Source organism: Richelia intracellularis HH01 (assembly GCF_000350105.1).
Taxonomy (GTDB): Bacteria; Cyanobacteriota; Cyanobacteriia; order Cyanobacteriales; family Nostocaceae; genus Richelia; species Richelia intracellularis.
In genome coordinates this window covers 35,844-50,478 of the sequence record NZ_CAIY01000012.1, presented here as the reverse complement: position 1 = coordinate 50,478, position 14,635 = coordinate 35,844, and the positions used below count along the sequence as shown (strand labels likewise).

Below are 14,635 nucleotides of genomic sequence, written 5' to 3'. Positions count from 1 at the left end.
GTTTTAGTAGTGAGTAAAAATAACTCCAATTAGCTTGCAAGTATAATAAATATAATTACATTGTATTTATTATACTGCGGCTTATTTACATTGTGAAAATAGTGGTTAGTGATTTCTTAAAATTAATAAACTATATATCCAAATGCTATATATCCAAATGCATAATATTTACACAAAAAAATACATATGTACTTAAAAAGTTATTTCTACAAGAGTAGTATAAAATTCTTTGGTCTTTGAGAGTAGTAAATAAATGGTTCTATCGAAAAGTCAATTATTTTTATTTTTAACAGTAACATCTGTCATTTTATCTCTGGCAGTAACAATGCCTACCCCTGTTCTCAGTCAAGTAAATGAAACTGCTAGCACTCCTCAAATAAATTTTTGGCAAGGTGCCTTTCTGGGTTTCGTACAAGGGGCAACAGAGTTTTTACCCATTAGTAGTACTGCTCATTTAAAGGTAGTACCAGTTATAATGGGGTGGGGTGATCCGGGTATAACATTCACTGCCGTGATTCAGCTGGGTAGCATTGTTGCTGTTGTGTCGTATTTCTGGGTTTTTTTATTAGAAGTAATCACAGGAGCAAGGAAAGCTCTTAGTTGTTCTGATTACCAAGATAATAACCTCCGAATTGTCATAGGGATTATTATTGGTAACCTTCCTATCGTCTTCTTTGGATTATTGGTTAAATATTTCTTCTCACAGTTTTATAATTCAAATTTACGAAGTATGGCAGTCATTGCAACCACATCTATTTTCATGTCTTTATTAATGGGCTTGGCCGAGAAAATTGGTGAGCAAAAGCGCAACTTATGTGAATTAAGCATAAATGATGGCATTTTAGTTGGTCTAGCTCAAGCTTTAGCCTTAATTCCTGGTTCTTCTCGTTCAGGTTTGACTCTAACTGGTGGATTATTAATTGGTTTAACGAGAGAAACTGCTGCTCGTTTTTCTTTCCTACTAGGAATCCCTGCGATTACTTTAGCCGGATTAGTAGAACTGAAGGACTTATTAACTACTGGTATCGGAAATATGGGGATTACTACCGTCCTTGCTGGAGTAATTTCATCAGCAATCTTTTCTTATCTAGCTATTGACTGGTTACTACGTTTTCTTCAAACTACAAGCATATGGGTATTTGTATGGTACAGGCTAGTATTTGGCTTAGTACTTTTAGGTATGATTGGTATGCAATAATATTACAATGATTGACTAATTAAAGTTTAAAAATAGAGCAAAAAAGTAGAGACTAGTAAAAAGAATGAAACAATATGTTGGCCTATAATGTTAAACATTAAACTGGCTTTACTGTGCACGATATTTTCCTAATTTTTTAAGGAAATATTTTTCTATGAGACAGGAAATATGCCTATGTTTTATTTTATCCTTGTCAGACAGAGCAAAGTAAAATCAGAGCCCATAAGATTTTCTCACTGCAATATTTGCTCTTACAAATTTACTTACTATATCTCTATTTTTATTTAACCATGGTTTATCCTGCCCGTATTTCGAAAGTATTACCAGATTCAATTGCCGCTGAGGTAGAACTCGCCTCTGGTGATGCCATTATTAGTATCAATGGAATAAATCTAAGGGATTTAATTGATTATCAATTTCTCTGTGCAGATGAGTTTCTGGAAATAAAAGTGCTAGATGTAGCAGGTAAAATATACCATGTAGAAATTGAGAAGGAATATGATGAAGGCCTGGGATTAGAATTCGAGACTGCTTTATTCGATGGCTTGATTCAATGTAATAATAGTTGTCCCTTTTGTTTCATAGACCAACAACCCCCGGGAAAGAGAGAAAACCTATATCTTAAAGATGATGATTATCGATTAAGTTTCTTGTATGGCTCATATCTAACCTTGACCAATTTGTCTGACAGAGAATGGCAGCGAATAGAACAAATTCGTTTGTCTCCTTTATATGTTTCTGTCCATGCTACAGAGGGAGAAATACGTACCAAGTTGTTAAAAAATCCCCGTGCAGGTAGGATTATGTCACAACTGAAATGGTTTCAGGATAGGAGGTTGCAAATACATGCACAAGTAGTTATTTGTCCTGGTATAAATGATGGTGTCCACTTAGAGCAAACCCTCCGTGATCTGGCATCTTTCCACATAGGTGAAGTACCTACAGTGGCTTCAGTTGCAGTTGTTCCAGTTGGATTAACTAGATTTCGGCCACAAGAAGATGAATTAATACCTGTAACTGAAAAAAAAGCTCTAGAAGTGATTGAACAAGTGCAAATATTACAGCAAGAATTTCGCCAAAATTTAGGTTCTACTTTTGTTTGGCTTGCAGATGAATGGTTCTTGATTGCTGGTGAGGACTTACCGTGTGAATCAGAGTATGAATACTATCCCCAAATTGATAATGGTGTTGGCTCAATTCGTTTATTTATCAAGCAATTTATGAATGTTGCTGATCGCCTGCTCCCAAAGAAAGTCCCACCCCACGAGCTGACTTGGGTAGTAGGGAATGCTGTTGAAAGGGTTTTCCAACCAATACTGGAGCGGTTGAATTCAGTTTCAGGGTTGAATATAAATATGTGTCCCTTATCAAGTGATTACTGGGGACAAAATATTACTGTCACAGGTCTGCTCACTGGTTATGACTTAATTACCAAGTTGAGAGGACATAATCTGGGAGATGGAGTTATAATACCAGCAATAATGCTAAAACATGAAGAGTTTGTCTTTTTAGATGATATTAAGCTTGAAGAAGTATCACAGCAGTTGGGCAAACCAATATTTCCAGTTGCAGGGGCAGAAGAACTAGTGAGAACTTGTATTTTTCCCTTAAAAACATAATAAATATCAACTGGTCAAATTTGCTTACATGCTATTTTATACAATTTCAATAATTTCTTAATTTAAAAATCCATTGAAACCATATAAATAAACATCCCCTACCAGAATATTACAATCGATATGTGGTAATTCGGTTTATATTTTAGCCATAAAATTTTTTGAATACATTTAGCCCTTGTTATTCACATAATTTTTATTAAAGTTCATCAATCATCTCCAACATTCAATTAGCATATTTCTCGATAACTATAGTTTCTACAAAATCTTCAGTGTTTTGTTTATTCTAACTCCTCATAATAACTTCATCATTGGCAATCGATTTTTGTGGGGGTTTCTTGCATGTCTTCACATTATTTTTTACCTTACAGAACAATGCAGCTTAGCTCGTGCGGGATTAACTAAGGATTGATCATATTCTTCAACCTAAAAAATATCCTTTTTTTATTTGATAATACTTGGCATACTTCCTAAAATGCTTCTGGAATGACAACCCGAATAAAATCCAAGTATTATAATGGTTTTCATTCAGAGATTATAGTCTTGCAAACCAAGGATATCTGCATGATACTGAGAGTAATATTTTCTTAATAGCCAACCTCTTACTCTCATGAATTTTTTGAGGGTATTTATCCCTATTAATATAATCTACTTGGACATTAGATGTTTAGGCATACAGTGTTTATAAATATCCTGAGCAACGTGTTCGGGAACTAGATGATCAACAAAACCGCCAAATCTTGCAATTTCTTTTACAACACTACTACTTAAAAAACTATATTCATTAGAGGTAGCTAAAAAAATTGTTTCAATCTGGGTAGAAAGTGTTTTATTAGTATGAGCCATTTGTAATTCTACTTCGAAGTCAGAAATAGCCCTCAACCCCCTAAGTAGAACTTGTGCCTGTCGCATTTGAGCATAGTTAACGATTAAACCATCAAAGGTATCAGCCTCAACGTTAGGTAAGTTCTGTGTAGATAGACGGATTTGCTCTAATCTCTGTTTTACTGGAAACAATGGCATTTTATTGAGATTACACAATACAGCCACCACAACATTATCGAAAAGCCTGGCACTACGCCGAATAATATCGAGGTGTCCTAAAGTGATGGGGTCAAAACTGCCTGGATAAATGGCGATCATAATTTGGTATACCTCTTTTACCCTTTACCTTAAAAAATTATATCTTTTAGTTGTCTATCACTCTTCATCATACGGAATGCATATTAGTAAATATTGTGTTGGAGTATGAGAATAGAAAAATAAGTAATAGTTTCCTACGTATAAAAATAATTGAAGCAGTCAAAATATATAATATATGGTACAGCAAACCTCAGGGTTTATTGCGACCATAAATTGTTGGAAGTTTATTTAGAGTAGCAAATAGCACCACAATAATAACCGGGCAATATCATTATTAACAACTTTCTTAAGTAATAAGTAAAAAAGCTTTTTCTTGTGGAATCAAAATTCTAGTAAATTAAGTTTTTGGATACAATTTAAGGTGAAACAGAATATAAAATATACCCTGGGTACTTAGTAATCAAGAGTTATACCTTGCACCAAAAATATTTTGATATGAAATGGAAATCGCATGCTTTTTATTATGATAACGTTGAATTATTCCTGTGCAAACTTTCAATTATTTTGTGTTTTAGTGCCTTTACAGGTTATAGTCAGCAAACCCTGCTTCAATATTCTCTCAAAGTTTAGCATCTAGTACTTCCCCATTTAGCTACTAGTCCCTTTATTTCTTTCATTTCCTAATAAAAAAGCTTCATAAAAACACTACAGTATGAATTTTTGCAGGGTTGAAGCTGACAACAGAATTGTTTTTGCTAGACTAATATATGTGGTTATTATTACCTAGTATCTAGGCTCCTGGATTATGGTACATTGGTTTCATTGCAATTTATATTTGCGGACTTTATTGAGGATTATCAAGCCTGAGATTCTGACTATCATAACTTATTTATATATTTGGGACCCTATCGATTCATTTTACAGAAAAAAAATCATAAATAAATTCTACTTAGCATATTTTTCATATTAGTTAACCAAGTATAATTTCTTAGTACTACCTGGGAATAACCTATGGTTTATAGGGGAATCCAAAAACAAATTTGAGAAAGGAAAACTTTACAAGTTTTCCCTAGAAGCAACCCATTTATAAATGAGAGTTAATTTTTTAATACTGCAAAACTCTTCTTCATAGTAAAAAAATGATAGCGTGTAATATTACACAGTTCAAAACTAAAAATACGAGACCTAAGTATTTTAGGATTTATCCCGCCAATCATTATAAAAACATAAAGATTGTTGCAACTCTTAATATTTACCCCTCTTTTTCTTGCCCTTTGCATTGTTAGACTGGGATTCAGGCAGTGGAATGTTCTTATTTTTTAACTACTAAAGGCTTTCCTTCGCGCCTATTTCATATCAATACTTTAGCTTTCTCAACACACTCATGACAATCAAGATATGGTAGAATCTCTCAAGAAATCAGGCTCTGATGAGCTGCGCCCAGGGGTAAAAATCCCAGCACAAGAAACTCTGTTAACACCTCGTTTTTACACTACAGATTTTGATGAGATGGCACGTATGGACATCTCCTGCAATGAAGATGAGTTAAGGGCTATTCTCGAAGAATTTCGCACTGACTACAACCGCCATCACTTTGTTCGAGATGCTGAGTTTGAGCAGTCATGGGATCATATTGATGGGAAAACCCGTAAGTTATTTATAGAATTCTTAGAACGTTCTTGCACAGCCGAATTTTCTGGCTTTTTGCTATACAAAGAGATGGGTCGTCGTCTAAAAAATAAAAGTCCCATTTTGGCTGAATGTTTTACCCTTATGTCTCGTGATGAGGCTCGTCATGCAGGGTTTCTCAATAAGGCAATGTCTGACTTCAATATGTCCCTAGATTTAGGGTTTTTAACTAAGAGCCGCAATTATACTTTCTTCAAACCTAAGTTTATTTTCTACGCTACTTATCTGTCAGAAAAAATTGGTTATTGGCGTTATATCACAATTTATCGCCATCTGGAGAAACATCCAGAAGACAGAATTTATCCAATTTTCCGTTGGTTTGAAAACTGGTGTCAAGATGAGAACCGACATGGTGACTTTTTTGATGCTGTTATGAGAGCACAACCACAGATGCTAAATGATTGGAAAGCACGGTTATGGTGTCGCTTTTTTCTGCTGTCCGTATTTGCCACTATGTACCTCAATGACATACAGCGCCATGATTTTTATGCTGCTATTGGTTTGGATGCTCGGGATTACGATAAGTATGTGATTAAGAAAACCAACGAAACAGCTGGACGTGTATTTCCCGTAATACTGAATGTAGAGTCTCCAAAATTTTATGATTGCTTAGAAGTTTGTGTCAAAAACAATGAAAAATTAACCACAATCACTAATTCTAATACTCCCAAATTCCTGCAGACATTTAAAAAATTGCCGCTTTATACTTCTAATGCTTGGCAATTATTAAAACTTTATCTTATGAAACCAATTAATGTTTCCCTGGTAACAGGTGCTATAGGCTAGACTATAAAAGGTAAAGATTAAGTAGTTCTGAGCAGGAGTAGGATTACTTAATCTTTAGAATGCAATCCTACACGTGCCTAAATATAAATAACAATTACTTACTAACTGGAGTTATAGAATCTGAACTCCAGTTATTTATAACTTTTGCTCCATATCCCCATCCAAGTATAAAAGAATCGAAAGTTTTTCCTAATTAATCAAGTCATTACTCATATTAACCATTCTGAGCTGAATCTCTACTCAATATTCAGGATTTGCTCCATTAGGTTGTTAAATTTTTATCTAGTCTTAATTTACAAGCAAATTTATCATGTTGTTCAATTAAGACTTCTACTTGGAGAATTGTCAAGAAAATCCACCATATTTCCATCCCAATTTAGTATAAAGCACTTCCTTAAAGAGATAAGATGGAGGCTAGGAAAGCTAGAGACTCATCTTATAAATAAAATCCTATCCTCTTTCATGTTTTTACTTGCAACCAAGACTATAGTAGTGAGGTTAACAGAGCCAGAGGTGGGTCATTATCATGAAAATGAATTATTAATTACTTTAGTTATGCGACTAATTGGTGATCAGGTTATTCTTTTTTCCTTCAACTGTTGGTTGTAGTAATTAACCAATTACTGAGTCGTATCTATAAAGTAGCTTTTATCAACAGAGTAATTCACATAAGCAGTATCAGCGAAAATTCTTCTTGTTCCCTTACTACTTAGTCTAGTTATCTTCCTATAAGTTTCACGCACACTCTTTCAGATTATACTCATTGAGGAAAATTCGCAGAATTACTAATGCCTACTGTGGCCTCCCAAAATCAATTAATAATTTTAGAAAGGGGGACATTATTTTTTCATTTAACAACCCACTTTAAGGAAACAAAACCCCATAATATGCGATGCAACCAAGTGATTTTCTCATATGGGGTGCTTTTTATAAAAGAAAACTCCCATATGTCCCTGTTGAATTTCCTTATTAATTAAGTAGGGTATTTCGTTTAAACTAAAGGTTGCATGCTAATAGTAAACAGCTGTTAAAGCTGGGGGCACTTTATCATCTTTAGTCCAAGACTTTTTAGCCTTATATTTAGTTCTAAATTTTCCCAGCCATACTATTGAAAACTAGTATAGAATAATCCAGTAATTTCTAACCAGTGCTTATAAATAGCAACATTTCTAGTAGCAAAGAAAGCAGCAGAGAAGTAAGTACATCAAAATTATAAGTGTTAATAACAGCACCATAATCGAAAAAATGATCATTGCCTAGTATTTTTCTACCTTCCACTAAAGTATTGCAATGAGACCAAATAAAATGCTCTGTTACCTATCAATCACTATCCGTAAAGATAATTCCCCAAATTCCTTGCTATAGCTGGTCTTTTGTCCGCTTGTTGAAAACATCTAAACATAGGGGAATTCTGTTTTGTTGGTTTCCAACCATAGACAAGTATCATCATTTGAAACATCATCATCTACTACCACAATTTCATAATTACTTAATAAGTTTGGACTGCTCAGTATCTGATTTTCCAAATCCTTAAGATATTTAACCACAATAGGTAGATGATTATAGGTTGGAATAAAAATACTAAAAAATACTATTCACTTCATATAACATTGTAATTATTTATCTCTAGTATAAGATTACTCTTTCAAAATTTAATTTTAGATTGGTAATGAATAAATAAGGAAACATTCTAATTCTTGAAATCTACTTAGGATATTAATTTCCCATTTCACTAAACATCATGCCATGCGTATAAACTTGATGTAGACTATGACAAAAATCAAAAAAATTGTGGATACTGCTTACTATGATTCATCATCTTTATAAAATTATTTTTTTGATATGCTACTATCCTCAATATTTACTACAAGAGTTGCTTTTATAAGTAAAATTGATGGTAGTGATATTACAGTATCAACTATACTAAGAAATAGTTGGTATTATCTGATATTTTTATCATTCTCAAACCAATGTATCAAACTTGCAAAAATCATACTTTATAGATACATAGCTGATATAGATAGGCTTATAATATTTTATTCAACTTATAAAAAATTATATTTAAGAAGCCAAAATTAACGGAGTAATTTACTTTAAAAGATATTATTAGCTTAGCAACCTTAGCGAAAAGAATTTGCAGCTTTTTAGACCTATTACATTCTGCAAATTCTACAAGTGATAATTGAACTATAATCATTAAATATAATAAATATATAGCTAAATAAAAAGATCTTGGATATTACATTTAATAGCTTACAATATTATTTGTAAATAGCCAGCAGATTTATATTCTATTATAGTAGGATGAAATCCTTGTAATTACATCTCTAAGATAAATTATTACACATTTTATTTACATCAAATGATTAGTCATCATTATTTATTTAGCGGGGCTTTAGTTTGATATGTTATTTATCATAAATGTATAAATTACAAGGGAATTTAATATTTACTTTATTTATTAGGTTGTAAGTTATCACTAACATGATAATGAGAATCAACTAGTATAATTACGGAGGAGAATATATGTAGTTTAGTTAGATAATAATAGTTCATCGTTTTATTTATAGTATCGGGAAATTACCAATGGATCACGCCAAAAAAGTTGTCTTGGCATATTCTGGTGGAGTAGATACTTCAGTATGCATTCCCTATCTAAAAAAAGAATGGGGAGTAGAAGAGATAATCGCTGTAGCAGTAAATTTAGGACAGGGAGATGAATTAGAGATAATTAGAAAGAAGGCATTAGAATCAGGAGCTAGTGAGTCTCTAGTGGTAGATGTTAAGGATAGTTTTATCAAAGATTATGCATTCCCTGCAATTCAGGCAAATGCTCTTTACGAACAACGCTACCCTCTAGGGACAGCCCTTGCTCGCCCTCTAATTGCAAAAGTTCTAGTGGAAATGGCAGCTAAATACAATGCAGATGCGATTGCCCATGGTTGTACTGGTAAAGGAAATGACCAGGTACGCTTTGATCTTTCTATTGCTGCTCTCAAACCTAACTTAAAAATACTCACTCCTGCACGTGAATGGGGGATGAGCAGGGAAGAAGCCATTGCTTATGGTGAACAGTTTGGTATACCTGCCCCCGTAAAAAAGTCTTCCCCTTACAGTATTGATAAAAACCTACTTGGTCGTAGTATCGAAGCAGGTATTTTGGAGGATCTAACAGTAGAACCACCAGAAGAAATATACGAAATGACTAAAGCAATTGTGGATACTCCTGATGAGCCTGAATATATTGATATTGGCTTCACTAGCGGTATTCCAACTAGTCTCAACAATAAGGTTAAAACTCCAGTACAACTAATTGAGGAATTAAACCGATTAGCAGGTAATCATGGCATTGGAAGAATAGACATGATTGAGAATCGTCTTGTAGGTATTAAATCCAGGGAAATTTACGAATCTCCAGCGATGATGGTATTGACTCAAGTACACCAAGACTTAGAAAGTTTAACGTTAACAGCAGATGTAACTCATTACAAACAGAAAATCCAAGAAACCTATAGCCAAATCGTTTACAATGGCTTGTGGTACAGCCCATTGAAAGTGGCTCTTGATGCCTTTATTCAGCAAACCCAGAAACGAGTATCTGGGAATATAAAGGTAAAACTATTTAAAGGTAATGCAATTATTGTAGGACGGGATTCTCGGCACTCCCTGTACACTCATGACTTAGCGACCTATAGTGCGGAGGATAAATTTGATCATAAGGCTGCGGAAGGATTTATCTATGTTTGGGGCTTACCTACCCGAATTTGGGCACAACATTAGGAAGAGATTAGAAAATTAATTAAAAAGTACAAACCTCAATCTATTATGTAGCTTAGACTTCTATGTAGTTTATTAGTATGTATTAAGTTTTGATTTTTATAGTAGCATAATGCGCGTGTAATTTTTATGAAAACTATTTTAGGAAAGTAAAAATAATTTAAATCAAAACTTGTATCTTGATTTACCTTAAGCTTTATGTCCGTTAGCATATATCTGCAGAGGCCTCTTTCAGGAAATTACCCATAATTTGATTCAGTAAGATCTTCAGTTGATATCTAGCATACCTAAACCTATGATTGAGTAAATAGAATGCGAGGAAATATTCCAGTATGCTTTAAGTAATAATATGGGAATACCAAAATATAAATTAATCAATATGTAAGAGATTTATTATTTATTTTAGGGCTGACCACTCTCAATATTAGGCTCCTTAGCATCCAGAAAGATGCAGATTCTATTCCTCTGGAAAAAGGTAAAAATCTACTCAAGAAATTTTATAGTAGTAGATTAAAGCAAAGATGTACCTTACTTTGAAGTAAGGCCAAATCAGAAAGGGCTAATGGTAGGACATACATCTTAGATATGTTATGAATGAAGCAGATTCGGAGTTTAATAGGATACAAAAAAATTAAAAGTTTTTACATTTATACACAATAGCAAATATTATTTTTCTGTATTTGAATGCCTATCTTTATTGTTATCAAACAATCATGGTTACACCATCAATTGTTTGATAATAATAAAATAATGAAAAGGTAAACTGTTATTGTATAGGAAAAATAACTTACTTCTTAACAAGATTCTGATTTTTATCTGGTAATAGGTAATAAACTTAAAAGTAAATATTCAAGAAATAGAATTTCATCATAAACTAACCACTCTAGGAAAAATAAAGTAGTTTTTCCTAGAGTAGTAATGTCCCAACCTTATTGAAATTCACCAACTGGCAGAAATAATCAGAAATTATTGAATAGCTGGAAATTATATATATTTTCCAAATATATATAAGATACTACAATCATAGTGATAAATTAGTCTAAATAAAAATATGAAAGTTCTAACAGTTGTTAGAAAAAACCATCAAAACAGAATATATATTGATAATTTATATGTAAATTACATGAAGCATATTTGTACAGGAATTGGATAGTAAACCTGGAGATAAAACCTCTTATCTACATCTTCCTAGCAATATCATAAGACTTCATCTGTATAACTAACAACACATGCTTTATACATTACCTGGTTTTACTTCAGGAGTAAATTCGCTTGTGTATTCATAATCGTGTACAATTAAAGGCCTCCAAAGTAGGCTTTTTCATATCATCCACCAAAATGCTTTTATTACTATTAATTTGCAGTAACTTAATGATATTTACTCTATGATCTAGATGCCAAAATTGGAAATTTAGGATATAACAAAGCCCTCTCTTGTAAAAGAGTAACTAATATCTACATAAATAAGTAAGCTAGTTTAGCTTGAAGATTTCTTTATTAGGCTTCAAGTTTTTACTGTTACTCTCCTTGTTAACATTCAATTTAAAATTCTATATCTTAGGAAATAAATGCCTAAACTTATACGGGAAATTCATAGTTAAACAAAGTCATTTCAGTAGAATTATATTTCCTCTTGATATATGAAATAGCCACAATTCCCACACTATAAAGTTAAATATTTAAAATGTTACTCATAGTATGAGCAAAATGTACTTTTTCATAATAAATTGGTGCAGAGATATAATAGTAGCAACTTCCTTCATCACCATTATATCTCTGCTTTCAGATTCACATAACGATACTGCTGTATAACTATCTTGGCATTAAGGCATAATTGACTAACTGACCAAGGCCTTGACTTAGGGTTTCCAAACCCAGATGCTCACTGGCAGAAATAAAAACTGCCAAGGGAAATTCTTCCTGTGCTTGTATTAAAGTGCTACTATCTACACAGTCAATTTTATTGAAAGCAACTAAAGCAGGACCTGGTGTAATTGGCATTTGAGCTAGGATATCCCTAACGGCGCGAATGTGCGAAAGCCAGGCGGGATGGGACAAATCTACTAAATGTAGCAAAGCCTCAGCCTCTGTAACTTCTTCTAAAGTAGCACGAAAGGCATCCATTAAAGATGGGGGTAATTCATGAATAAATCCTACAGTATCTGTAATTAAAATTTCTTGCGTTTGAATTCTATCTGGATGAGGAACAGATAATCTCCGGGTAGTTGGGTCCAGAGTTGCAAATAACTGGTCAGCAGTATAAGTTTCTGCATTAGTGAGGGTATTGAGTAGGGTCGACTTACCTGAGTTAGTATAACCTACCAATGCTACAGAAGGCACCTCATGATGTTGTCTGCGTTGACGTAATCGAGCTCGATGTGCCTGGAGTTGATTCACCTCGCCTTGCAAGCGGGCAATCCGACGCTTAATAGCTCTTCTTTCTGTCTCTAACTTAGTTTCACCAGGACCACGAGTACCTATACCACCTCCCAATCGGGACATAGCTTCACCCCTGCCAGCAAGCCTGGGTAAAATATATTCCAACTGTGCTAGCTCAACCTGTAATTTTCCTGCACCAGATTGAGCACGTTGTGCAAAGATATCTAGAATTATTTCAGTTCTATCTACAACCCGCAAACCGATTCTAGCTTCCAAATTACGGACTTGAGCAGGGGATAGGTCTCTGTCAAAAACCACCAGATTAGCTCCCAAGGTTTGTGCTGTTAAGGCAATCTCATTTACCTTCCCTTCTCCTACCACAGTTTGAGGATGAATCAATGATCGCTTTTGCCACATGGTATGTAATACATACCCCCCAGCAGTATCCACTAATCGTGCCAGTTCTGCTAAAGTATCTTCAAATGAGTGGTTGCTTATCCTCCCAGTCATTACTCCCACAATAATTACTCGTTCATTATTATTTACTTCTTGAGCAGTAAATTCCCTACGAAATTCAGCTTCTAACCCCTCTACTAAGCTTATAAAGTCCTGTTTTCCCATTACATCCAAGCTCATAGCTGGAGATAGACTCCAGTTAGGGTAGGGAATATTGCTAGTTCCCGCTTGTAAGGAATATGAACTAGTAATCAAGGCATGTGCATCTTGGGGAATTAGGTGTGCCAAGTAGGTTTCCTTGACATAACCAGTAGCTCCACCACCACGACGAGTAAAACCAGATTTTGTTAGACTTAATACCACTAATACATCTAGTCGTTGTAACGCCATGACATTTATAACAATATCATTGGGAAATTCTGACTTCATATGGGTAGTAATGCAACGAATACCACTAAGTCGTCCAGCACCATAACGGGGCAACTCCTGTAAAGGGATCTGAGTCTGTTTAAGAGAACCAACTCCAACACGAATAACTTGTCCGCGACGATTGAGATATACACACACGATTTGATTGATATTCGCACTAATGGCCGCTAGCCTTTGGGCAAATTCGTGTGTAATGATACGCTTATACGGAACACGTTGATGATACAGCCTCTGGAGTTGCTTGAGTTGGTTAGATTTTAAGCCTTGAAGATTACCGAAGATAGTCTCTATAAATGTATATGACCAGTTGAATGGTCCCCCGAATTCATCTGTTATTCCTAATATTTTACAGCATGGTTTCTAAAGAGAATATATCCGTAATTTGTACTTCAATGAGAGTATTTGCAAGCCTACAATAAAATAGATTTAGTTGTCGTATTTCATAAACCTTTACTCCCCATAGCAGTTCTGGCATTGTATGTGTAAGGCTTTATTATTAATCTAGGCTATAAAATATATTTTTGTAAAAGAAAATACCAAAATATAATAATAGCTCTGTTAATACTTTATTTCTGTAGTTGTAACATGGCTATAAAACATATTAAATTAGTAAAATAAGAATAATATGAGGATATATCTTAGATGTTTTATATTGCTTGTAATACCTTAAGCTTTTGGTTAAAAAAATAGAAAAAAATGTATACATGTTAGAGGTGTGAGATTAATTTCTATAGAGCAATAGTGTAAGTCATTAATTAACCTGGTCTTCATCCTATGTAACCCTATAGAAAATTATTTTACTTGCTATACAAATGGTTTTTAAATTTGTACTTAGCCCTGTTAGAATTTCCCTTAAAATACCCAGATTAGTAGGATAAAAATATTTTTATCCTACTAATCTGGGTATTTTAGTTTGATGTCTTAGTTGAGCTAATAGCGATAGGGATTTCGAAAGTAATAATCTAACCTTATAAATAAGAATTCCCCAGTTGATGTAAGGTTTTCAAGTAAAACCAAATAGCTAGGTTGACAAACTTTAAAAATATTGTGAAGGTTACTGCTAGCTCCCACATTAAAACAGTTTGTGTAGATTTTATCGAAATAACCATAAAGCTTTCCCTATACCCAACAACATCAGATATTGAAAACCTGTACTTGTATAATTTTTAATTCCTATTTAATAGGTTAGACACTCATAACTTTAAACACCAAGGAGTTAAAA

At 33.7% G+C, this 14,635-nt stretch carries 7 protein-coding genes and 1 pseudogene; 5 read left to right on the top strand and 3 right to left on the bottom strand.

The features are described from left to right. Nucleotides 1–253: 253 nt before the first annotated feature. On the top strand, nt 254–1,198 hold the full coding sequence (locus RINTHH_RS01225; protein ID WP_008231860.1) for an undecaprenyl-diphosphate phosphatase: 945 nt from the start codon (nt 254–256) through the stop codon (nt 1,196–1,198). A 290-nt stretch (nt 1,199–1,488) separates the two neighbouring features. Then, the gene (locus tag RINTHH_RS01220; RefSeq protein ID WP_044304335.1) at nt 1,489–2,817 is read left to right on the top strand and encodes a TIGR03279 family radical SAM protein; all 1,329 of its coding nucleotides are present in this window, start codon (nt 1,489–1,491) and stop codon (nt 2,815–2,817) included. 645 nt (nt 2,818–3,462) lie between these two features. Here RINTHH_RS01220 and coaD read toward each other — a convergent pair. Beyond that, a complete protein-coding gene (coaD, locus tag RINTHH_RS01215) occupies nt 3,463–3,957 on the bottom strand; it encodes a pantetheine-phosphate adenylyltransferase (RefSeq protein WP_008231858.1) in 495 nt (164 codons plus the stop codon). Between the two features lie 1,338 nt (nt 3,958–5,295). On the opposite strand from coaD, the gene acsF reads away from it, so the two are divergent. Together acsF and RINTHH_RS10600 are read left to right on the top strand one after the other, a co-directional pair. Continuing rightward, the gene (acsF, locus tag RINTHH_RS01210; RefSeq protein ID WP_008231857.1) at nt 5,296–6,372 is read left to right on the top strand and encodes a magnesium-protoporphyrin IX monomethyl ester (oxidative) cyclase; all 1,077 of its coding nucleotides are present in this window, start codon (nt 5,296–5,298) and stop codon (nt 6,370–6,372) included. Nucleotides 6,373–6,834: 462 nt separating this feature from the next. Continuing rightward, entirely contained in the window at nt 6,835–6,981 is a 147-nt protein-coding gene (locus RINTHH_RS10600; protein ID WP_008231856.1) for a hypothetical protein, read from the top strand. 183 nt (nt 6,982–7,164) lie between these two features. On the opposite strand, the pseudogene RINTHH_RS10295 reads toward RINTHH_RS10600, so the two are convergent. Beyond that, a pseudogene (locus RINTHH_RS10295) lies at nt 7,165–7,967 on the bottom strand (glycosyltransferase). Nucleotides 7,968–8,958: 991 nt separating this feature from the next. Between RINTHH_RS10295 and RINTHH_RS01205 the strand changes: the two are divergent. Continuing rightward, on the top strand, nt 8,959–10,152 hold the full coding sequence (locus tag RINTHH_RS01205) for an argininosuccinate synthase (protein WP_008231849.1): 1,194 nt from the start codon (nt 8,959–8,961) through the stop codon (nt 10,150–10,152). A gap of 1,809 nt (nt 10,153–11,961) precedes the next feature. Here RINTHH_RS01205 and hflX read toward each other — a convergent pair. Next, nucleotides 11,962–13,704, bottom strand: a complete 1,743-nt coding sequence (gene hflX / locus RINTHH_RS01200; RefSeq protein WP_081606207.1) for a GTPase HflX — start codon at nt 13,702–13,704, stop codon at nt 11,962–11,964. Nucleotides 13,705–14,635 lie beyond the last annotated feature (931 nt).

Coding starts and splice junctions, on each gene's coding strand:
- coaD (WP_008231858.1), bottom strand. CDS start 3,957: ATGATCGCCATTTATCCAGGCAGTTTTGACCCCATCACTTTAGGACAC.
- RINTHH_RS01225 (WP_008231860.1), top strand. CDS start 254: ATGGTTCTATCGAAAAGTCAATTATTTTTATTTTTAACAGTAACATCT.
- RINTHH_RS10600 (WP_008231856.1), top strand. CDS start 6,835: ATGTTTTTACTTGCAACCAAGACTATAGTAGTGAGGTTAACAGAGCCA.
- RINTHH_RS01205 (WP_008231849.1), top strand. CDS start 8,959: ATGGATCACGCCAAAAAAGTTGTCTTGGCATATTCTGGTGGAGTAGAT.
- RINTHH_RS01220 (WP_044304335.1), top strand. CDS start 1,489: ATGGTTTATCCTGCCCGTATTTCGAAAGTATTACCAGATTCAATTGCC.
- acsF (WP_008231857.1), top strand. CDS start 5,296: ATGGTAGAATCTCTCAAGAAATCAGGCTCTGATGAGCTGCGCCCAGGG.